Raw genomic sequence first — 22,282 nt, 5'->3', positions numbered from 1 at the left:
TACTGCTTTCGTAGATTTGTAGAACAAACCATTTACCTATTGATGAAAAAACTAATGAATATTGGCCTTTTGGCCCTATTGAGCTGTGTGGTATTCTCTTCAAATGCCCAGCTGACCAAGCAAGAAAAACAAGACGGATGGCGATTGCTCTTTAACGGTAAAAACTTTGAAGGTTGGAACCAAAAAAACGGAGAAGCTAAGTATGAAGTGAAAGACGGAATGGTGATCGGTACTACTGTGGCCAACACTCCTAACTCTTTCATGTGTACCAATGAAAATTATGGAGATTATATTCTTGAGCTTGACCTCAAAGTAGACGAAGGCATGAACTCTGGAATTCAATTTAGAAGTCTCTCTAGTCCGGATGTCATGAAAGGACGCGTCCATGGCTATCAGATGGAAATTGACCCCTCTGACAGAGCATGGTCTGGCGGTATATATGATGAAGCTCGCAGAGGATGGCTTTGTATGCCAGAAGGTAGACCGGAGGCCAAGAATGCTTTCAAACATAACGACTGGAACACCTACAGAATAGAGGCGATCGGTAATACAATAAGAACCTGGGTCAATGGAGTGCCTATTTCACATTTGATAGATGATGAGACGGCCGAAGGCTTTATTGCTCTGCAAGTACATGGTATCTACGGAGAAATGAAAGAGGGAATGCAGATCAGATGGAAAAACATCAAGATCAAAACAGAAAACCTCAAACCTTCTCCATATGATGATATTCCTGTGGTAAATATGATTCCGGGTAGTCTTTCTGAACAGGAAAAGGCTCAAGGCTTCAGTATGCTATTCAACGGGAAAGATTTCTCGGGCTGGAGAGCAGTAAATAGCCAGGAGATGACCGGTAAAAGATGGACGGCCAAGAATGGTGAGATTATCATTCATAAGTCAGATGGCTCAGAAACTGGCAATGATATAGTTACCAAAGAGAATTATAGTGCTTTTGAATTCAAATTTGATTTCATGCTCACCGAAGGAGCAAACTCTGGTGTAAAGTATTTTGTCAATGAAGACTTCGATAGTGGAGGGAAAAGTGGTATTGGACTGGAGTATCAAGTTCTTGATGATGAAAAGCACCCTGATGCCAAAATGGGTGTAGTGGGGAACAGAACGCTGGCTTCGCTATATGACCTCATTCCTTCGGGAGATCAGAATCCACGTTTTAAAAAGAAAATAGGAGAGTGGAATCAAGGTAGATTGGTTGTCTTACCAGACAATACGGTGCAGCATTGGCTTAACGGATTTAAGGTGGTAGAGTATGTAAGAAAGAGCAATATCTATGATGCTCTGGTAGCCAGAAGTAAGTATGCCAAATTCGATGGTTTCGGTGCCGCAGATGAAGGCCCGATCTTACTTCAGGATCATGGTGATGAAGTGCATTACAGAAGTCTGAAGATCAGAAGACTATAATACCACTCACTTATCCATGAAGATGAAATACTTTATCCTATTCTTTTGCCTTAGCTCTTTTGCTGTATGGTCTCAAAAGCCTGTTCAGGTAGAATTAGGCTATAGAAGTGCCAAGGTTATAAAGAAGAGAGGTCTTGAGTTTAAAGACCTCAACAAAAACGGAAAATTAGATACCTATGAAGACTGGCGTAAGCCAATAGACCAGCGAGTAGAGAACTTGCTTTCTCAAATGAGTTTAGAGGAGAAAGTGGGTTTAATGCTCATCAGCACTACCCGAATGGGAGGTGATAATTCAGGTTTTGGTGCTGGTAGCTCAAACTTGAATAGTGGTTTTAATGAAGAAGATATGGTTAGCGAAACCAACTTTTTTACTCGTAAGCCGTTGCCTGTTCCAATGATGTCTGTATCTGGAACCACCAAAGGTGTAAAGGAATACAAACTCAGACATTTTATTCACAGATCAAATCCTTCTCCGGAAATATTAGCAGAATGGGCCAATAACCTTCAAGAATTATGTGAGGGTGAGCCATTGGGTATACCGGCCATAATAGCTTCAAATCCTAGAAACCATGTTACTGCTGACGCCTCTGTAGGCTTAAGTATGGGTACTACTGCGTTTTCGGTTTGGCCTGGGGAGCTTGGTCTGGCGGCTATGAGAGACTTGAGCTTAACCCGGGCATTTGCGGAGTCTGCGGCCGCTGAGTGGAGGGCGGTTGGCTTGAGAAAAGGCTACATGTATATGGCAGATTTGGCAACAGAGCCACGTTGGCAGCGAATTGAGGGTACTTTTGGCGAGGATGCTGATTTAGCTGCCGATATGATGAGGGAAATCGTTCTTGGTTTTCAGGGAGAAGGTGGAGTAAATACAAAAAGTGTGGTTATGACCACCAAGCATTTTCCTGGTGGAGGGCCGCAGGTAGAAGGGCAAGACCCGCATTTTGATTGGGGTAAAGACCAACATTACCCTGGGGGCAAATTTGAATATCATCTGAAGCCATTCCAGGCAGCTATAGATGCCGGCACCAGTGCCATCATGCCATATTATGCCAAACCAATTGATCCTGCTTTGGAACCTGTAGCCTTTGCGTATAATAAAGGTATCATCAAAGATCTTCTACGTGATAAAATGGGTTTTGAGGGTATCATAAATTCTGATACGGGACCTATAGAAATGATGCCTTGGGGTGTAGAGGACCTCTCCATTTTGGAAAGGTATGCCAAGGCTCTGGAGTGTGGAGTAGACCTATTTTCAGGGACTGCAGATCCCACGCTATTACTTCAAACGATTAATGATGGATTGGTAAGCGAATCGAGAATTGACGAGTCTGTAAGAAGACTTTTGAAGGAAAAATTTGCCATGGGTTTGTTTGAAAACCCTTACGTTGATCCTCAAAAAGCAACAGAAATTGTAGGCAACAAGAAGTTTCAGGGAAAAGCTGATTTAGCTTTAAGAAAGTCAATTGTTTTGCTTCGCAATGAACAAGGCATATTACCACTGAAGTCAAAAAAGAAAGTATGCTTTATCACTTGGAGACAAGGGAGAGGAGGCGAGCCAATGCATTTTGTAAAGCCCCAAAAAGAGTATGCCAACATAGAAATTGTAGACTCTAGAGAGGAGGCTGATGTAGTCCTTCTATGGCTTATGCCTACCAGTGGTGGCCTGTTTAATTCTTCTGAAAAGGAATTAGAGTTACAGCTCTCAAAAAATAATATAGAGGTGGCTTTTGTCAATGAAACCACCTATCACAAACCAACGATTCTGGCCATCAACTACACAAACCCGTGGGTAATTGATGAAATAGACAACCCTAATGTTGGGACTGTTCTCGCCACTTTTGGTACTACACCAGAGGCCTTGCTTGATATAATTACCGGCGAGGTATCGCCTACCGGAAAGATGCCTATTTCTACTCCAAAGTCTAAAAAGGCAGTTTTGAAAAACCTGTCTGATGTACCTGGTTATCTCGAAGAATCCGGCGACTACCTTTTTAAATTTAATGATGGAATTACCTATTGAAAATTATGAATAACACAAGAAGAGAATTTATCAAAAAATCGCTGATGGCAGGTGTTGCCACTAGTGTATCGGCATCCAGTTATGCCAAGATTATTGGTGCCAATGATCGCGTAAGAGTGGGCTGTGTAGGCTTCTCTGATCGTCACCGTTCATCGCATGTATCTTGTTTTAAGGCATTGCAAAAAGAGATGAATTTTGAGATGGTGGCTGTTTCTGATATCTGGAACAAGCGTCGTGACGAAGGGCAGGCTTATTTGCAAAAAGAGCTGGGTAGCAAAGTGACCAAATACATGAATAATGAGGAGTTATATGCCTCAAATTCTGTAGATGCCGTGATGATTAGTACGGCCGATTTCCAGCATGCTCTGCACACCATTGAGGCTGTGGAGGCAGGTTGTGATGTATACGCAGAAAAGCCACTGGCCGAGACGATGGAAGATAACCGTGCTGTGCTCAAAGCGGTAAAAAATAGCGGGAAAGTGGTACAGATCGGTTCTCAACGTAGAAGTGGAGCCAATTACCATGCTGCCGAAGATTATATCAAGTCTGGAAAGTTTGGCGATATCGTAATGGTAGAGCTTATGTGGAACGTCAATCAGCCCGGAAGATGGCGTAGACCAGATTTAGTAGCCAATCTGAAAGAAAGCGATGTTGACTGGAAACGTTACTTGATGAACAGACCTTATGAGGAGTTTGACCCAAGGAAATATTTAGAGTATAGACTGTTCTGGCCATATTCTTCAGGAATTCCTGGTCAATGGATGAGTCACCAGATAGACACAGTGCACTGGTTTAGCGGATTGCCTCACCCGAGATCGGTAGTGGCTAATGGTGGAATTTATCAATGGAAAGATGGCCGAAGCAACGCAGATACTTTAACTGTGGTGTTTGATTATGGTCCACTTGACGATATGTCAAAAGGATTCCAGGTGCAGTTCACTAGTAGATTCTCTAACTCTGCCGGTGGCACCAAAGAGCTTTATTATTCTAATGGTGGAATGATCAATCTTGATACTAACGAAATCTCTGATAATGGAGGTTTATCAGAAAGACACGCTAGCTCAATGGGAATGAAGCCAAATAAGCTGAAGTCTATGAAACTGGAAGGTGTAAAAGTGGCCACCGATGCCAATACCGGAGGAGACTCACTTACGCTTAACCATGTAAGAAACTGGATGGAATGTGTACGTTCCAGAAAGAAAACAAACGCTCCGATAGAAGCTGGTTATCAGCATTCTATTGCTACCATCATGTCAAATGCAGCCTACAGAACAGGCCAGCGAGTGACTTTTGATGAGAAAAATCAAGAAGTATTGGCGGGCGGAGTGCCGTTTAAATACTAGGTGTTTAGGTTTAGTTAATTGCAAAGACCCGTCTCCTAAGAGGCGGGTCTTTTGTTTAGGAAAAGTTTGTACTTTGGTCTTTGAAAATACTTTAAAATGAAAAAATACCTTAGTCTACTCTTACTTACCATTATAGTTTCTTCTTGTCAACCCAACCCTGAAAATCAGGGAAATATCCACAATGCCGACTGGTGGAAAGAGCTCGTGGTCTATCAAATTTATCCCAGAAGTTTCAATGATACCAACGGTGATGGAATTGGCGATCTAAATGGTATTTATGAAAAACTCGACTATCTGGAAGAGCTGGGTATAGATGCCATTTGGATGTGCCCTTTTAATAGTTCGCCCAATGCAGACAATGGTTATGACGTAAGCGATTACCGAAATATTCAGCCTGAATTCGGCACTATGGAAGACTTTGATAAACTACTTGGTGGGATGCATGATCGGGGGATCAAACTGGTGATGGATGTTGTAGTAAATCATAGTAGTAATGAGCACGAATGGTTTAAGCAATCACGTAGTTCACGGGATAACCCTTACCGGGATTATTACCATTGGTGGCCCGCAGAAAAAGGGAAGCCTAACTATCGTTACAGTCTTTTTGACCCGAAGGGTGATGCCTGGAAATACGACTCTACAACAAACTCATACTATCTCCATTATTTTTCTGAGCAACAACCCGACCTGAATTGGGAGAACCCCAAATTAAGGCAAGAGGTCTATGATATCATGAAATTTTGGGCTGAAAAAGGGGTAGATGGTTTCAGATTAGACGCATTTCAGTTTGCTGCCAAGGATACGACTTTCCCCAAGTTTCCTGAGGGCTATGAGAAGAACTTCTTTGAATATTATGCCGTACAGGATGGACTGCATGATTACCTCAAGGAAATGAATGAGCAGGTATTTAGCAAATACCCGGTGATGAGTGTTGCTGAAGGGGCTGGCAGGAATTTTAAGGATGCCCATGATCTAGTAGATGCTGATCGTAATGAGCTTAATATGGCTTATGCATTTGACGGAGTGGATATTGCTCAGTATGGAGGGTATGAGTTGAGTAAGATGAAGCAGGTTTTTTCAAAATGGGATAGTGCCTTTTCAGAGAAAGGCTGGCTTTCTATTTTTCTCTCAAACCACGATCAAGCAAGGATGGTAAGCCGTTGGGCCGATGATTCTCCTGAGTTTAGAGTACCGTCAGAAAAAATGCTGAATACCTTTATTTTAAGCATGCGTGGTACCCCGTACTGTTACTATGGAGATGAAATTGGCATGACTAATATTGATTTTCAGACCATAGATCAATACCAGGATATCGCTGCAAAAAATAGTTATCAGAAAGCAGTTATAGAGGGTGAGGATTTGAATTTATTTATGAAAAAGCTCAATTTCTCTTCCCGAGATAATGGCCGTACTCCTATGCAATGGAATACTTCTAAAAATGCAGGATTTAGCAGCGGAAATTCCTGGTTACCGGTGAATGAAAATTACAAAACCATTAATGTGGAGGCTTCGCAAAAAAATCCCAATTCGATCTTGAACCATTTCAAAAAGATGGTGAAGATTAGAAAGGAAAACCCGGTTTTGATTCATGGGACTTACGAATTAATTGCCAAGGAGCATCCACAGATTTATGCTTACAACCGTACACTAGGAGAAGAAAAAATGTTAGTACTCCTCAATTTTTCTAAGGAATCGGCTTCACTAAAGCTTGAAACCAATATGGTTTTGGGTAAAGTTTTAATCAATAATTATGAGAACATTGACATAGTCAATGAAACAGTGGGTTTGAAACCCTACCAAGGCTTAGTAGTTAGAATAAAGTGAAAAGCTCAAAAGCAAATTTGCGGTCATTTTGATATGCCCACGGTAAACTGTTTTTCTGAAAATTGAGTGGAGGTTTGAATTTAGAGCCACGCTTAAAATGCCTAAGACATAATTCTAAAACTCCAAAGTCAGCTGCCTTCCTTCCAGTTCATCTGCGAATTCAAGATTTGAGAGTGTTACCCCCATTAGTCTGACGCCTTTTTCCATTGGTAAAAGGGTATTGAGAAGTTCATAGGCAAGCTTACCTATAGTGCCGGCTTCCATGATGAGGATTTGTGTAGTTCTGCTTCGGGTGATTTGCTCAAAATCTTTGTATTTCACTTTAAGAGTCACCGTTTTGCCAAAGGCCTTACTTCGCTTTAGACGCATCTCGAGCTCCTCTAAAATTCGGTCAAGCTCTTGATAAAGTTCTTCCGGCTCTGAAATATCCCTGTTGAACGTATTTTCCAACCCAATCGACTTTCTGATACGCTCAGGGTTAACCTGTCGATGATCTTCGCCTCTACAGATTTCGTAATAATATTGACCAGCTTTACCGAAATGATTGACCAGGTATTCGAGACTTTTCTCACGAAGCTCTTTGCCCGTGAAAATCCCGAGTTTCACCATCTTTTCGGCTGTTACTTTCCCGATCCCATAAAATCTTCTGATTTCCAGGTTTTCTACAAATGCCTCTGCCTGATGTGGTTTTATTACAAAAAGCCCGTCTGGTTTATTGACATCTGAAGCGGTTTTAGCCAAGAATTTATTGTAGGAAACTCCTGCAGAAGCAGTAAGGTGTGTTCTTTCTTTTATTCTGGTTCTGATCTGCCTGGCAATCTCCGTAGCTGTTTCTATCCCCTTAAAATTCTCAGTAACATCAAGGTATGCTTCATCCAGCGAAAGCGGTTCTATGAGATTTGTATACTCGGCAAAAATCTCACGAATTTGACCTGAAACCTTCTTGTATTGATCAAATCTGGCTTTGACAAAGATAAGATTTGGGCATAATCTTTTTGCAGTTATGGAGGGCATGGCCGATTTGACCCCGTACTTCCGGGCCTCATAACTGGCTGCGGCCACTACACCTCTTTGAGCACTACCACCTACTGCCACGGGTTTTCCACGAAGATCAGGATTGTCTCTTTGCTCTACAGAGGCAAAGAAGGCATCCATATCTACGTGTATGATTTTGCGAAGCCCTTCCAATTCTTTAATTAATAAACCATTTCAAAAGTCGACTCCAAACCAGCGTTTGGTAAAACCTTTTTCATGTGATGTTTCAGGTGTTCATTATAATCTTTGATAATAAACTCCAGCGTAAATGGACCTACTCCATCAATGGTCAGCGTATGTGATAATGAGGATTTCTCTACATTTTCCATTACATGAGCCAGATGTTCATTTATAGAACAAAACAGGTTGACTAGAGTTGCCCAATCAGCAGTATGATAAGCCTGTAGTTTTACCCACTCATCCTGGTGATAGCCTGTAATGTCTTGACCGTTTCGCTCCTGAGCCATGATAAACTTCTTCTGATTATTTACAGCAGAATCTATCAGATGACCTATAATCTCTTTCTTACTCCATTTTGTGGGGTTTGGTTTGTCAGAAACCTCCTGTTCCGTTAAGTTCAAAAGTGGTTGGCGTAGTAGAGCTATAAGCTCTCGAAGTTGGTCAGCTATTTCTTTCATCAGATTGTTTTTTTAAAGCAAAAACGATTAAAACGAGGGTATTATCCAATTAGCTGGTTTAATGCTGCTTTTGACAATGCTCATTTGGCAGCAATGCTTATTTTTGTCGGAATTTTATGAGCTATAAATACCCCCAGATGCATCCCTCATTAAAGCCAATTGTTTTTTGGTTCATGAGGTTTTATGCAAGAATAGTCAATTTCTTTTTTATCAAAAGACTCGATAAGGAAGGGATGCACAATATTTCTGATTCGAAGCCGATCATTTTTGCGGCGACACACGCCAATTCTTTTTACGATGCTATTCTGCTGCACTGTGAAACAAAGCGATATGTGCACGCATTAGCCAGAGGTGATGCGTTCAATAATAAAGCAGCCGCTTTTATTCTGGATTTGGTCCATATTCTGCCTATTTGGAGGATAACCGAAGGAAAACAAAACATGGCGAAGAATGCTCAAACTTTTGATAGATGCCATGAGCTACTCAAGGAAAACAAACAGGTTTTAATCTACCCTGAAGGGAGATGTAAGAATCAGACCACATTGCTACCACTAAAAAAGATGGGGACATCAAGCATGGCTTTAAGAGCATGGAGAGAGGGTATTGACGTGGAGGTAGTACCTGTGGTTAGTACCTATTCAAATTTCAAGAGTTTTGGGAAACGTATTAATCTAAAAGTAGCTAAGCCGCTTAGAAAGGAGGAGTTTGACTTGGATGCAGATCCTTCTGAATTTGCTAAAAAATTTACAGCCAGGCTTACCGAGGAAATGGAGCCTATGATAGATCACAAGTTTAAACCTGTGGGAATTTTAAGGACACTTGTCTTTCACTTCGGAGTGGTTTTAAATGCTCCTCTTTATTTGTTGGTTCATTTAATAAGCAAAAACAAATTCGGAAGAACTATCTTCTTTGACTCTGTTTGGTATGGTTTGTTTTATGTGCTTGGCGGTGCCTACTGGACCATTCTTTTCATTACTATTTACCATTTATTTAACGCTTAATTTTCGATCAGATGTCAGTAGAAATCGGTTCAATTGCCCAAATGCTTCCAGCGTATTTAGATCAGAAGGATTACTCGAAAATTACAGTCGTGGTAGATGAAAATACGGGTAAGCACTGTTATCCCAAAGTAAAGGAGTACTTACCTGAACACAGGCTCATAGAGATTAAAAGCGGTGAGGAGGAAAAGAATTTGGTGACTTGTCAAAAAATCTGGCAGGTGATGACAGATGAGGAGCTGGATAGGCATTCGCTTATGATAGACCTAGGTGGAGGTGTAATCGGTGATATGGGAGGTTTTTGTGCAGCTACTTACAAAAGGGGTATAGATTTTATTCAAATACCCACCACACTTTTGGCTCAGGTAGATGCCAGTGTTGGTGGTAAATTAGGAATTGATTTTAACGGCTTTAAAAATCACATTGGTGTTTTTCAATTACCAAAAACGGTGTTGATTGATGCTGATTTTTTGACAACCTTGCCGTTTGAAGAGCTCAGGTCTGGTTTTGCGGAAGTAGCAAAGCACTGCTTAATTCAAGACGGTGATAAGTGGGATGAAATCAGAAGGAAGGATTTTGAGGATCAGGACTTCAAAGATCTTATTGCTCACTCGGTGGAGATCAAAAAGCAGGTAGTAGCCAATGACCCTACTGAAAAGGGATTGAGAAAAATACTGAATTTTGGTCACACGCTCGGGCACGCCATAGAAACCTACTTTTTGGAAAGCCCGGATAAAGAAAGAATTTTGCACGGAGAGGCTATTGCTGCCGGCATGATTTGCGAAGCATCTATTAGTCTGGAAAGAGGCCTTATCGATGAATCACTCTATCTGGAAATTGAAGAATTCCTGTTCTCTGTTTACGGGAAAGTAGAATTTACTGAAAAAGATTTGCAGCCGATTCTGGATCATACACTTCAAGATAAAAAGAACAAAGGCGGCCAGGTTAGATTCTCACTTTTGGACGGAAAAGGCTCTTGCGGCTTCGATATCGTCTGTTCTGAAGAGGAAATGAGAAGAGCTCTGACAGAATATATCGGGGAGTAAATTCAGCATAAGTCCTTTGGTTTTAAGGCTTTTCAGAATTACATTTAGTATTGCTTTGCAACTTTTTTGTTGGAATGCTCGTATACTACTTATCTGAGAACCCGTAAAACTTTGATTTATGAAAAGAATTCTTCCTCTTTTTGCATTACTGGCAATTTTTCTTTCGTCATGTAATTCATTGAAATTGATGGTCGACAACGACTATAGTTACGCTACGGATTTCACCACATACAAGAACTACAACTTTCTGGCTTGTGAAGTAGATACCTCATTTATCTGTACTGAAATACAGGACGCTATCAGGCGACAAATGAGAGCCCGTGGTTATAAGCTGACTGATGATGCTCCGGGGCTACTGGTGAGTTATAGTATTATCAGAGACAGAGTAGAGTATAAGGGGTATTTTCAGCCGTCCTTAGACAGATGGGTGAATAAATACGAGTTTGATGAGACTTACAAAACACAAAATTTCAATTTTGGTGGAGGTATGATTTTGGTTTCACTTCTTGATGCTGAAAGTAGTCAGCTTATCTGGAGAGGGTATGCCAGTGGAGTGTTTAACAAAAAGGTGAAGAAGCCGGTAAACTATTACCGAAGTGTAGTAAGAACCATTTTCGATCAATATCCGCTATTTGCTGCCGGTGAGAAACCCCGGCGTTTAACAGGTATCTAATTGTGATTGTTATCCATAAGAAAAGCCCCGGTTTGAATTCAAACCGGGGCTTTTCGCTTTTAAAACTATTGTTTCTTATCCTCTAAGTTCTTTACGCTGAACTTTTACTTTTTCATCTCTCACGTAGTCATCAAAGGTCATTAACTTATCCAGATGACCATTTGGCGTCAGTTCAATAATTCTATTGGCTACCGTGTTGGTCAGCTGCTGATCATGACAAGTAAATAGTATCACGCTATCGTACTCCTCCATCCCTTTGTTTAGAGCCTGAATTGACTCCAGATCAAGGTGATTGGTAGGCTCATCAAAAAGAAGAACATTGGCATTTGAGAGCATCATTTTGGAGAACATACATCTCTGTTTTTCTCCCCCGGAAAGTACTGTACATTTTTTGAGTGCTTCTTCTCCTGAGAATAACATTCTACCCAAGAAGCTTCTAACGAAGGTCTCGTCTTTGTCTTCAGAGTACTGACGAAGCCAGTCTACTAAGTCCAAGCTATCATCATTGAAGTAGTCTGAGCTATCATTTGGCATGTAGTCTTTGGTGATAGTCACACCCCACTGGAAAGTACCTGACTCCGCCTTCTTTTTGCCCATGATGATGTCAAAAAGAGCAGAAACAGCCAGACCATCCTGACTAAGGAAGGCGATTTTCTCGTCTTTGGCTACTCTAAAGCTAAGGTCTTTAAAGAGGTATTGACCTTCCTCGTTCTTATAGCTTAGGTTTTCTACATTCAAAATCTGATCACCCACCTCACGCTCCGGCTTAAACCCAATGTAAGGGTATCTTCTGGACGACGGCTGAATAGCAGATACATCGAGTTTATCTAGCATTTTCTGACGTGCAGTGGCTTGTTTTGACTTGGCCACGTTAGCAGAGAATCTTCTGATAAACTCTTCAAGTTCTTTCTTCTTTTCTTCAGCTTTTTTGTTCTGGTCAGCTTTCTGACGAGCCGCTAACTGGCTTGACTCATACCAGAAACTATAGTTACCACCATAAAGGGTGATTTTCTTAAAGTCAAGGTCGGCGATATACGTACACACATCATCAAGGAAGTGTCTATCGTGAGAAACCACAATCACCGTGTTTTTGAAATTCAATAAGAAGTTCTCAAGCCAGATGATAGACTCGATATCCAGGTTATTTGTAGGCTCATCGAGAAGAAGTACGTCAGGCTCACCGAAAAGAGCTTGTGCCAGCAATACTTTCACTTTCTCAGCCGGGTTAAGCTCAGCCATCACCGTGTGATGATATTCTTCTTTTACGCCCAAACCTGAAAGTAAGGCCGCAGCATCTGATTCTGCTTCCCAACCGTTCATTTCGGCAAATTCGGCTTCAAGTTCGGCAGCTTTATTACCATCCTCTTCAGTGAAATCTTCTTTCATGTAGATGGCATCCTTTTCCTGCATGATCTCTACGAGGCGTTCATTGCCACGCATTACAGTTTCCAGAACGCTATACTCATCAAAAGCATTTTGATTCTGATTTAAGACAGACATTCTCTCTCCCGGATCCATGCTCACATGGCCAGTAGTTGGGTCCATTTCACCCGAAAGAATTTTTACAAAAGTTGACTTACCGGCACCATTGGCTCCGATGAGTCCGTATACGTTTCCTGGTGAAAATTTGAGGTTAACTTCTTCAAAGAGAGTCCTTTTACCAAAGACCTGAGAGATGTTACTGACTGTTAGCATAATGTATGTTTAATCTGCCTTTAAAAACGGCTGCAAAGCTACGATTTTTGCAATGCAATATGAAGTATTCAAACAGTCATGTTTTTTCTGCTTCAAATAGTACCAGATAAACGTTGCTCAGTCAAAGCTAAAGCAACATTTCCTGAGTAAACACAGTGGTGTCACTTTCAAAAGTTGGGACTCTATAACCGCCGAATTCAAGTCTTACTTTTGGGAATTGCTCACGCAAAATTTGTACTTCCTTCTCAGAAAATTCTATTCCCGAAAGTGTCATTGAAGAGAGGTGCTCTAAAGCCTTGCAAGATAGTAGTGCCTCTAAAGCAATATTGCTATGACTAAGGTTAAGTCGCCGTAGTTCGGTCAATTTTTCAAAGCTGAGCTCACTTTGATCTGTAAAACTAGATCTTCTTAGGTCAAGTACACTTAAATTTTTTAAGCTTGAGAGTTTCTCAATATTGTCTTGATTAAAAGATTGGTTGGTCATCTTTAACCAAACGATATGCTCTTCTAACTTCTGAAGAACAAGTGGTTCAAGTTCATCAAAACCCTTCCCGAAGGAGCTCAGGCTAAGGAAGTTTGAATTCTGGGCGATTTTTGAGATGGTGAATCCTGAATTTGAAATTGCTTTTATAGAGGTCTCATCTGGTTCAGGAAGTTTTATATCCGGTAGGGGGGCAGGGCTAGATTCTTTATGAACAAGACTTTGCAAAGCATGAATGAGCTCAGGAGTTTGTTTTAATTCTGCTGACTTTTTGTCAAACGACAAACCCTCTGAAATCCACCATTCTACAAGGATGATTTCTTCTTTGGTGAGTTGTGGTTTACCATCTGGTGGCATATGTTCATCATTGTCCAGTAGTAATCTTTTGTACAAATCAGACTCATCGGGTTTATGAGCTGTCAGCACTTTACCGCTTTCACCGCCGTTGAGAATAGCCTCAGGAGTGTCTAGTCGTAAATCGCCTTTTTGTTTTTTAGAGGAGTGGCAGCTCCAGCATTTTTCTGCAAAAATGGGTTCAATGATTTCCTGATAAACCAAGGCCTGTTGAGGGTCAGTGATCTTAGGTTTTACATATTCTGTTGATCCAATACTTAGAAAATCTTCCCCGTGTGTAAGGCTCCCTCCCCAGTGACCAGTTAAGGTCAATATGGTGACTCCAAGTATCCAGCCTAAATTCTGAAGAGTAGTAGAAAGCACCTTGAGGTGAAAAAAGAATAATATAGCGGTTATGGTTAGTAAACCAATTCCACCATTTCGATGCTTTGTAACCAGAGCAGAATCATAACCACCGCCATCGGCTAGAAGAAAACCGCTGAGTGATGAGAGCAATGTAGCCCCAAAAGAAATGCCTAAAATCCAGAGAATTGCAGTGTTGGTAATCCCACTGACTCCTTTTAAATGAAGTATGTGAAAAAGTGCTCCTACTAAGAAAAAGCCAATGGGAAAGTGTACAAGAAGTGGATGAAACTGTGCGATAAATTCTGTCATGAGAGAATATCTTTTATCACCTCGCCCTCCACATCTGTCAATCTAAAAGGACGGCCCTGAAATTCATAAGTGAGCTTTTCATGATCAAAACCTAATTGATTTAAAATGGTGGCCTGAATATCGTAAGGTGTTACTTTGCCGCTGATGGCCGAGTAACCAATTTCATCAGTTTCGCCGTGGGTATAGCCCTTTTTCATGCCACCTCCAGCCATAAACATGGTAAAAGCCTCGGCATGGTGGTCACGACCTTTAAAGGCGTTTGGCTTACCTTCACGGTTTTCTGCCATGGGTGTTCGGCCAAACTCTCCGCCCCAAACCACCAGGGTTTCATCCAGCAAGCCTCTTTGTTTCAGGTCTAGAATAAGTGCGGTAACAGCCTTATCTGTTTGCCGGCATTTATTCACCAGGCCAACGTCGATAGAGCCATCTTCGCTCGTGCCGTGGGTATCCCAGCCCCAATCAAACAACTGTATAAACCGTACGCCTTTTTCTACTAGTTTGCGAGCAAGAAGTGCATTATTGGAAAAGGCTGCCTTTCCAGGTTTTGTCCCATACATTTCATGGATATAGTCGGGCTCATCATTGATATTCATTACCTCCGGCACAGAAATTTGCATGCGATATGCCATTTCATACTGCGAAATCCTACTTAAGGTTTCCGGATCGCCATATTCCTGAAACTGCTTTTCATTTATTTTATTGATGGTTTCTATAGAGGCCTTTCGTAAATCACGGCTCATGCCTTCAGGGTCGTTCAAAAATAATATCGGGTCTCCGGCCGAGCGACATTGTACCCCCTGGTAAACAGAGGGCAGAAAGCCACTTCCCCAAATGCTTTTGCCGGCATCAGGATTAGCTCCACCGCTGTTTAAAACAACGAAACCAGGCAAGTCTGCATTCTCTGTCCCTAATCCGTAGGTAACCCATGAGCCCATACTGGGCCTACCCAAACGAGCAGAGCCTGTATGCATAAGAAGCTGAGCAGGAGCGTGGTTGAATTGGTCGGTGGTGACAGTCTTGATAAACGTAAGTTCATCTGCAATGCTCTGTAGGTGAGGCATATAATTACTGATCCAAGATCCTGAGTCACCATGCTGGCTGAATTTGGCCTGTGGCCCTAACATTTTAGGTACACCTCTGATAAACGCAAACTTTTTACCCTCAAGCAAAGACTGGGGGCAGTCCATTCCATTGAGTTTCTGGAGTTCAGGTTTGTAATCAAAAAGCTCCAGTTGTGAAGGGGCTCCTGCCATGTGGATATAAATGACAGATCTGGCTTTTGGGGCAAAATGTGGTGCCCTGGCCATCAAAGGATTGCTGGTATCAAAAAGAGAAGCTTCTTTCAAAGCAGAGTTTCCACCACAGGCACTGAACACTCCACCCATGGCTAGCCCGCCCAAACCCATAAAAGTTTCTTTGAGAAAGTTTCGGCGAGTTTGTTCTTGAAATTTGGCTGATATGGCTTCCTGAATAATTTTTTCCATGGTATTAATTTTTCATGATAACCTCATCTAAATTGAGCAACGCACTGGTAACCATCGTAAAGGCCATAATCTCAGGTTCGTCTTCTTTTCTATAGGCTTCCAGAGCTTGGTTAAATAATCCTTTGAGGGCTTCGCTTCGGTCTTTATCAATATTCTTACCAACAGCCTTTTGGTAAGCATTGGTTATACTTTCCTCAAGCTTACCGGTGTATTGTTGCTTTGCAAAATGATAGGCCAAGTCTATATAAACCGAGTCATTCAATGTGGTAAGTGCCTGTAGTGGAGTATTTGTATTGATTCTTCTTGCAGAGCAAACCTCCCGGCCTACGCCATCAAAATTGATCATTGAAGGATAGGGGCTGGTTCTTTTCCAGAAGGTGTAAACTGCTCTTCTATAAACCTGATCTCCTTTACTTTTCTCCCATTGTTTTCCGTTATAAGGCGATAACCATACACCATCGGGCTGGAAGGGCATTACGGGTTTTCCGTAAAGTGTTGGATTCATTTTTCCAGAAATTGCCAGGGCTTGATCTCTCACTTGTTCGGCTGAAAGTCTAACCCTAGGCCCACGTGCCAGATATAGATTGAATGGGTCTTTTTGGAGTTGTTCGGGGCTGATTTTTGAACCTTGACAATAGGTAGAACTTGTTACTATTTCTCTCATTAATTCTTTTAAGCTCCATTTATATTCATTCATAAGCTTGTAACTGAGGTAATCCAGAAGCTTTTGGTGGGTGGGAATAGCACCTTGAGTGCCCAGGTCTTCCAAGGTTTCCACAAGGCCTCTGCCAAAAAACTGCTGCCATACTCGGTTTACGATAGTTCTGGAGGTCAATGGATGGTCTGGACCTGTCATCCATTGAGCCAGGCCAAGTCTGTTTTGAGGAAGCTCATTTAAAGGCTTGAGTGAGGCAGGTACACCAGCATCTACTTCGTCACCAAGTGATAGCCAATTTCCACGGTCAAATACGTGGGTCTCCCGAAGTCGATCTGAGGGATTTTCAAGCGTAATTGGAGTAGATTCTATATCGTCTTTGACCAGAGTCCAAAACGCGGATTTTTGATCTGGTGGTAGTCTATTATGCACGCCGTTACTAAAATGAAACCAGTCAAAACGAATTCCATTCTTTAATGGGTCTGAGAGTTCAGTGCTGGAAAATGTAAAGTATATGTCTTCTTTTCCATCCGTTTTTAAAAGTGGAACTTCTGCTATTTGCCATCCACCTTTTTTGCCTTTGAGCCTGTACTGAGCTATCACTTCCCCCTTTGGATTCTTTAAGTGAAGACTTAAAATACCTTTACTAAGTCCAGATGAATAGCGAAAGATAAATGACTTTTTCCCTGTTAAATCTACCGCAGGTAGTCGGGCTGAAGAGTGGTTTCTCATGGCCAGCCACTTGGTATCATTAAGCTCGCTATTCACAAATTCATCAGTCTCCAGCGAGTTAATTGCTGGCTGAAACGTTTTAATGAAATGCTTGATTTCTTTAGCGTTTGCTTCCCCTAAGTGGTCTTTACTCCAGTTTTCTAAGGAGGTAAGTTTTTGATTTTGCTGTGCATTCAAATGCCTTAGAACAGGGTAGTCATCATAAGCATCTGTATCTCGGGTATTATTAAAATAAGCCATGAACTTATAATACTCTTCATGTCTGAAAGGGTCATAAGGGTGGCTATGGCACTGTACACATGCAAACGTCGTACTCATTAAGGTTTCCCAGGTGGTATTCACACGGTCTACTACAGCCGCTACTCTAAACTCTTCATTATCGGTGCCCCCTTCATCGTTGGTCATGGTGTTTCTGTGAAAAGCAGTGGCAATCAGCTGATCGTCTGAAGGATTCGGGAGGAGATCGCCGGCGAGCTGTTCGGTAATAAACCTGTCATAGGGCATATCATCATTAAAAGCTTTGATGAGCCAGTCTCGGTATCTCCAAATGTTTCTGTAGGTATCCCTTTCATAGCCTTTGGTGTCTGCATATCTGGCGAGATCCAACCACATGGAAGTCCATTTTTCTCCGAAATGCGGTGATGCCAGCAAACTTTCAACATACCGCGAATAGGTCTCTGCTGTAGGATTTGAGAGATAGATATTTTTAAGCGAATCAGGAGCAGGAAAACCGATGAGGTCAAGAGCCACTCGCCTGGCTAATACCTCGGGAGCTGCAGTCTCAGAGACTTCTAAATGTTGTTGTTTTGCCTTGGCAAAAATAAATTGGTCAATCTCATTCTTTGCCCAATCGTTATTTTCAGGCAGATCAGGTTTTTCTATCGACTGATAAGCCCAATGCTCACCCCATTTTGCACCTTGATTTATCCATTTGGTAAGTAGTTCTATTTCTTCCTGTGGTAAAGGGTCCGCCTCAAATGGCATCCGTTCTTCCGGATCATCAAGAGTAAGTCGCCTTATCATTTCAGAGGCATGAGCATTCCCTTCTACGATCCCAAACTGGCCTGATTTCCCTTTTGATTTCGCTTCTTCTTCAAATAGTAATGAAAAGCCTCCCGACTTTTTTACTCCACCATGGCAGGCAATGCACCGTTTATTCAGAATGGGTTTGACTTGCGTGCTGAAGTCAATGTCTTCTTCCTGGCATGCAGCAAGCAGGCCAAAAATCAAACAATTGAGCATCACAATTGATATTCTTTTCAGGGTCTTCAAATGGGTTGAATTAAATCTCTACAATTTAAATGTTATTGCTTTTTATGCAATCATGAGGTGTCTACGTAATTGAAGGGTTAGTATTCTTTCATAGAGATAAAATTCCTTTATTGCGGAGCAAACCACAAATCATGAAGTACAGACAAGTCTTAAGCACACTTTTACTCTTTTTGCCCATTCTTTCTTTTGCTCAAAATCAGCAGTTTTTGTTGACTCATCCGGAGAAGAAGAAAGTCTTTGACCTCACAGACCGTAAATTATCTTTTGAAAGCTATTACGAGCAGGAAGACGGTGATTATGCATTCAATACCCATTTGGATGGTGTAATTCAGGAAATCAGGAATGATTCAGTGATCATCAAGGCCCATCATATGTATGTTTATACAATGGACAAGAAAACAGAGCAGGCCTTGAAACTTGAAAACGTGGATATGCGTACTGAAGCTCAAAAGCAACTATATACCGTTCCGTTGTCAGAAATTTTTGAAGTCAAGCTGAATAAAAGAATAGGAAAGTTCATGGAAAAAGTTGGTACTACCCTCGCAATAGGCGGAGTGGCTGGCTTATTGGCCTTTTCTACAGTAGCTGCCATTAAACATAATGATGTGCCAGAGCATACCGGTAAAGGTTTAGGGATTTCAATTCTCACTGGAGCAACGGGTATGCTGATCTCGGATTGTTTTGGAAGAAAGACTTACCGAATAGCAGATGGCGATTGGGAAATTGTCAGTAAGTAGACATTTGGAACAATGAGAGAACGATTTGTTGAGAACAGATCTTCAAATGTTTTACAAGCTGTTTCTACGATCAATATTTTGACTTCTTTCTGATGCTATAATCTCCGTAAAAGAAGAATGCTCCATCTGCGTATCTTCTGAAAAGTAGACCCAATCAATGAGTTGCTCATAAGTTCTGGATTCTGAAGTTGATTCTAGACCACCTGCCAGAAACCAAAGATTAAAACTAATTCGCATAGGTGTTTCAGGAAAGTAGATGCCTCCATGTGAGGCAATAGCCTGTCCGTCTATAAAGTAGTGAATTTTGCCCTTGTCAATAGTAGCACTGACAAAATGCCAACCCGCAAAACTCCCTGAAATAAAATCTGATTTGGCGTCTTGAATCCAAGGAGAGGCCTGATAGGTTTCCCATGAAGTAACCCAGAAATGTGGGCCTTCTTCTCCCCAGCCGCCATTTGGCAGGTATTCTGCAAAATCAGTTTCACTGTAATCCGGGTCTAAATCAAATGTAAAAGGTGAAATGGCAAAAAATGTTTGAGTCAGTTGATCGCCATCCGGCCCTTCAGTAGGGGAGTCTGAAAAATATATACGTGCCGCGTAAGTGCCTTCCAGAAAAATGGGTGAGGTTCTTAATTCAGATTGGGAGGTCGTTCTACCTGTACCATTGGTACGTGCTGTAAGTCTGAATGCTTTGTTATCTATTTCGCCTGGTACATCGATAATCGAGGCGTTTTCTCTTTGCCAGCGTACACCTCTATTTCCAGGCCCTCCCGTGCCTTCTCTTATGATCCATCCAAAACTTTCGAGCAGAGGATCGTCAATACTCTCATAATTGAAGTCATCAAAAAATACGGCATACTCTTTTGGTCTTGGTAGCTCCATACATGCCACGAATACCAGCGAAACGGAAAGCAAAAGAAGTGTTTGTCTAAAGGGCATAGAAAACTACTCTATACATATTGAGTAAAAAAAGGTGCACAATTTATGTACCAAAAATGGTCATGCTTTTGATCTGTTTGAGAGTTCATTCAATTCTATTTTTCAATAGCAATGATATCTCCGGGAGTACAATCAAGAGCCTCACAAATCTTCAATAAAGTTTCAAAGCGGACTCCTTTAGCCTTTTGATTTTTTAGAATAGAAAGGTTAACATTTGAAACGCCCACTTTTTCGGACAATTCATTCAGCGACATCCGTTTTTTTGCCATTTCTATATCTAGATTGACTATAATTTTCATATGATCTCTTTCAGGTCAGTTCGGTTTTTTTCGGCAGAAGGTAGGTATTCGATTAGAATGAATATGATAAGAGCAGCGAATAAGAAAGAAGGGGACTTGGATATTGAACTTCCCAAAAAATAACCGATGTTTTCCCAAAAAGATCTAAACCCTGTTGAGTAGTATTCTCTCAAAGTTCCAATAAGTCCGAGGATTGGAATCTGAAATAATAAGAGCAAGCCAATTAGTTTAAATCGTTTGATTTCGGCCATACTAAAATATGCTTGTTCACGATAAGACTTCCTCACTTTTCCTAGCTGAAAAGCAATGATACCATAAACAGCCAAAATGATAGAATTTAAGGCGAATAGACTCAAAGGCACAGATGGAAATTCGTAATAGTAGCCCCATCTGGAGCTCATCACGTGGTAAATAGCGGAGAGAATAATAAGTACAACTAAAAGCCGGAAGAGATTGTCAGATTTTGGATTCATGAGTTTAGATTTAGAATCCTAATATAAATAATGATTTAAATATTTAAAATAAAACATTAAACATTAACATGCTTTTTCTTTTTAGAGATGTAAAAAAAGGAGAATGAATAAAATCATTCCCCTTTCTAGAGAAAACTAATGGTTATAAGCTGAAAGCCGACTTCCGAGAGCCGATCTTTATAATACCTTCACAATATGATTCTTTTTCCCTTTCCCGATCAACAAGTACTTTTCATTCAGTAGAGTCAACTCCGTAACAGGAGTTTTCTCGTCTTGAATTTTGGTTTTGTTTACACTTACAGCGTTTCCTTTAAATGCTCTTCTGGCTTCACCTTTAGAAGCATAAATTTCACCGTTTGTGGTTACCGAAACCAGGTCAAGTAAACTCTCACAAGCATCAAAATCTGCCTTTGAGATTTCTGTAGAAGGGACACCATCAAAAACTGAGGTGAAAGTCTTTTCATCAAGGCTTTGAAGCGTCTCTAAGGTAGCTTTTCCAAAAAGAACTTGAGATGCTTTTACAGCCAGATCGTATTGCTCTTCACCATGAACTCTGATGGTCACATCTTTGGCGATTGCCTGCTGTACGATTCGCTTATGTGGGGCTTCGGCGTGCTCAGCTTCCAGCCTCTCGATTTCTTCTTTGCTTAGCAAGGTGAAGACTCTGATAAGTCGCTCACAGACTTCGTCAGACTGGTTAATCCAAAACTGATAAAACTGGTACGGGCTGGTCATTTCCGGGTCTAGCCAAACATTCCCTGCTTCTGATTTCCCAAATTTGGTGCCGTCAGGTTTTGTTACCAGAGGGGTAGTAAGAGCATAGGCAGAGTAGGTTACTTCCCCTTCTGCATCTGAGCCATCATTAGCCTCTTTTCTACGGATGAGCTCCGTACCCGTGGTGATGTTTCCCCACTGATCAGAACCGCCCATCTGCAGTCTAATGCCGTGATTTTTATACAAATGATAGAAGTCATACCCCTGAAGTAACTGGTAAGTAAATTCAGTATAGGAGATACCAGTGGTGATTCTGTTTTTTACAGAATCTTTAGAGCTCATATAGTTAATGGTCAGGTATTTACCTACTTCTCTCAGAAATTGCAAAAAGCCCATTTCTTTGAACCAGTCGTAGTTATTGACCATGACAGCCGCGTTATCACCGCTTTCAAAATCCAGGAATCTCGATAGCTGAGCTTTTATGCCTTCCTGGTTTTCTCTCAAAACATTTTCATCCAGAAACTGACGTTCTGCTGATTTCCCTGATGGGTCACCTACCATCCCTGTAGCACCACCTACCAGAGCGTATGGCTTATGGCCAGCTCTTTGGAAATGCACCAGAAGCATGATAGTGGCTAGGTTTCCTATATGTAGAGACTTTGCCGTAGGGTCAAAACCGATATAGGCAGAGGTCATTTCTTTTTCTAATTGTTCTGCAGTGCCGGGCATCGTTTGATGCAGCATGCCTCTCCATTCCAGTTCTTCTATGAAGTTCATGTATGTAAAGCGATGAGCCTTCA

General features: G+C 41.4%; 18 protein-coding genes. 8 read left to right on the top strand and 10 right to left on the bottom strand.

Annotated elements, in window-relative coordinates; all coding sequences use genetic code 11:
• Positions 1-42: 42 nt before the first annotated feature.
• From ACUXV0_RS11055 to ACUXV0_RS11040, 4 genes are all read left to right on the top strand, one after another.
• Complete coding sequence (locus ACUXV0_RS11055) at positions 43-1,419, top strand: 3-keto-disaccharide hydrolase (protein ID WP_446189609.1); 1,377 nt, start codon at positions 43-45, stop codon at positions 1,417-1,419.
• 22 nt (positions 1,420-1,441) lie between these two features.
• Entirely contained in the window at positions 1,442-3,436 is a 1,995-nt protein-coding gene (locus tag ACUXV0_RS11050) for a glycoside hydrolase family 3 N-terminal domain-containing protein (protein ID WP_446189608.1), read from the top strand.
• 5 nt (positions 3,437-3,441) lie between these two features.
• Positions 3,442-4,779, top strand: coding sequence for a Gfo/Idh/MocA family protein (locus ACUXV0_RS11045; protein WP_446189607.1), 1,338 nt, complete (start codon positions 3,442-3,444; stop codon positions 4,777-4,779).
• 96 nt (positions 4,780-4,875) lie between these two features.
• Positions 4,876-6,603 (top strand): glycoside hydrolase family 13 protein, encoded by a 1,728-nt coding sequence (locus ACUXV0_RS11040; RefSeq protein ID WP_446189606.1) that lies wholly within the window; start codon positions 4,876-4,878, stop codon positions 6,601-6,603.
• Between the two features lie 114 nt (positions 6,604-6,717).
• Here ACUXV0_RS11040 and dinB read toward each other — a convergent pair whose 3' ends face one another.
• Positions 6,718-7,800: a DNA polymerase IV gene (gene dinB, locus ACUXV0_RS11035; RefSeq protein ID WP_446192811.1), complete on the bottom strand. Its 1,083-nt coding sequence runs from the start codon at positions 7,798-7,800 to the stop codon at positions 6,718-6,720.
• Positions 7,800-8,276: a DinB family protein gene (locus ACUXV0_RS11030; protein WP_446189605.1), complete on the bottom strand. Its 477-nt coding sequence runs from the start codon at positions 8,274-8,276 to the stop codon at positions 7,800-7,802. The genes dinB and ACUXV0_RS11030 overlap by 1 nt, the downstream gene beginning before the upstream one ends.
• A 137-nt stretch (positions 8,277-8,413) precedes the next feature.
• Between ACUXV0_RS11030 and ACUXV0_RS11025 the strand changes: the two genes are divergently transcribed.
• The 3 genes from ACUXV0_RS11025 (at position 8,414) to ACUXV0_RS11015 (ending at position 10,993) form a co-directional block, all read left to right on the top strand.
• The gene (locus tag ACUXV0_RS11025; protein WP_446189604.1) at positions 8,414-9,277 is read left to right on the top strand and encodes a 1-acyl-sn-glycerol-3-phosphate acyltransferase; all 864 of its coding nucleotides are present in this window, start codon (positions 8,414-8,416) and stop codon (positions 9,275-9,277) included.
• Positions 9,278-9,288: 11 nt separating this feature from the next.
• Positions 9,289-10,320 carry a 3-dehydroquinate synthase gene (gene aroB, locus ACUXV0_RS11020; RefSeq protein WP_446189603.1) on the top strand — a complete coding sequence of 344 codons (1,032 nt, stop codon included), beginning with the start codon at positions 9,289-9,291 and terminating at the stop codon, positions 10,318-10,320.
• Between the two features lie 118 nt (positions 10,321-10,438).
• Positions 10,439-10,993: a DUF4136 domain-containing protein gene (locus tag ACUXV0_RS11015; RefSeq protein WP_446189602.1), complete on the top strand. Its 555-nt coding sequence runs from the start codon at positions 10,439-10,441 to the stop codon at positions 10,991-10,993.
• 75 nt (positions 10,994-11,068) lie between these two features.
• Here ACUXV0_RS11015 and ACUXV0_RS11010 read toward each other — a convergent pair whose 3' ends face one another.
• The 4 genes from ACUXV0_RS11010 to ACUXV0_RS10995 all read right to left on the bottom strand — a co-directional run bounded on the left by ACUXV0_RS11010 (position 11,069) and on the right by ACUXV0_RS10995 (position 18,320).
• Positions 11,069-12,688 (bottom strand): ABC-F family ATP-binding cassette domain-containing protein, encoded by a 1,620-nt coding sequence (locus ACUXV0_RS11010; protein ID WP_446189601.1) that lies wholly within the window; start codon positions 12,686-12,688, stop codon positions 11,069-11,071.
• A gap of 127 nt (positions 12,689-12,815) precedes the next feature.
• Positions 12,816-14,177, bottom strand: coding sequence for a c-type cytochrome domain-containing protein (locus tag ACUXV0_RS11005; RefSeq protein WP_446189600.1), 1,362 nt, complete (start codon positions 14,175-14,177; stop codon positions 12,816-12,818).
• On the bottom strand, positions 14,174-15,661 hold the full coding sequence (locus ACUXV0_RS11000; RefSeq protein WP_446189599.1) for a DUF1501 domain-containing protein: 1,488 nt from the start codon (positions 15,659-15,661) through the stop codon (positions 14,174-14,176). Before ACUXV0_RS11000 ends, ACUXV0_RS11005 begins: the two co-directional genes overlap by 4 nt.
• A 4-nt stretch (positions 15,662-15,665) precedes the next feature.
• The gene (locus ACUXV0_RS10995) at positions 15,666-18,320 is read right to left on the bottom strand and encodes a DUF1553 domain-containing protein (RefSeq protein WP_446189598.1); all 2,655 of its coding nucleotides are present in this window, start codon (positions 18,318-18,320) and stop codon (positions 15,666-15,668) included.
• A 131-nt stretch (positions 18,321-18,451) separates the two neighbouring features.
• Between ACUXV0_RS10995 and ACUXV0_RS10990 the strand changes: the two genes are divergently transcribed.
• Positions 18,452-19,057 carry a hypothetical protein gene (locus tag ACUXV0_RS10990; RefSeq protein ID WP_446189597.1) on the top strand — a complete coding sequence of 202 codons (606 nt, stop codon included), beginning with the start codon at positions 18,452-18,454 and terminating at the stop codon, positions 19,055-19,057.
• Positions 19,058-19,108: 51 nt separating this feature from the next.
• On the opposite strand, the gene ACUXV0_RS10985 is transcribed toward ACUXV0_RS10990, so the two are convergent.
• The 4 genes from ACUXV0_RS10985 to tyrS all read right to left on the bottom strand — a co-directional run bounded on the left by ACUXV0_RS10985 (position 19,109) and on the right by tyrS (position 22,259).
• Positions 19,109-19,996, bottom strand: a complete 888-nt coding sequence (locus ACUXV0_RS10985; RefSeq protein ID WP_446189596.1) for a glycoside hydrolase family 16 protein — start codon at positions 19,994-19,996, stop codon at positions 19,109-19,111.
• Between the two features lie 95 nt (positions 19,997-20,091).
• Positions 20,092-20,295 carry a helix-turn-helix domain-containing protein gene (locus ACUXV0_RS10980; RefSeq protein WP_446189595.1) on the bottom strand — a complete coding sequence of 68 codons (204 nt, stop codon included), beginning with the start codon at positions 20,293-20,295 and terminating at the stop codon, positions 20,092-20,094.
• Positions 20,292-20,768 (bottom strand): hypothetical protein, encoded by a 477-nt coding sequence (locus ACUXV0_RS10975; RefSeq protein WP_446189594.1) that lies wholly within the window; start codon positions 20,766-20,768, stop codon positions 20,292-20,294. Before ACUXV0_RS10975 ends, ACUXV0_RS10980 begins: the two co-directional genes overlap by 4 nt.
• Before the next feature lie 177 nt (positions 20,769-20,945).
• Entirely contained in the window at positions 20,946-22,259 is a 1,314-nt protein-coding gene (gene tyrS, locus ACUXV0_RS10970) for a tyrosine--tRNA ligase (protein ID WP_446189593.1), read from the bottom strand.
• Positions 22,260-22,282 lie beyond the last annotated feature (23 nt).

Source organism: Jiulongibacter sp. NS-SX5 (assembly GCF_052828545.1).
The sequence above is the reverse complement of the archived record's forward strand: the minus strand, read 5'-3'. Positions and strand labels throughout refer to the sequence as shown.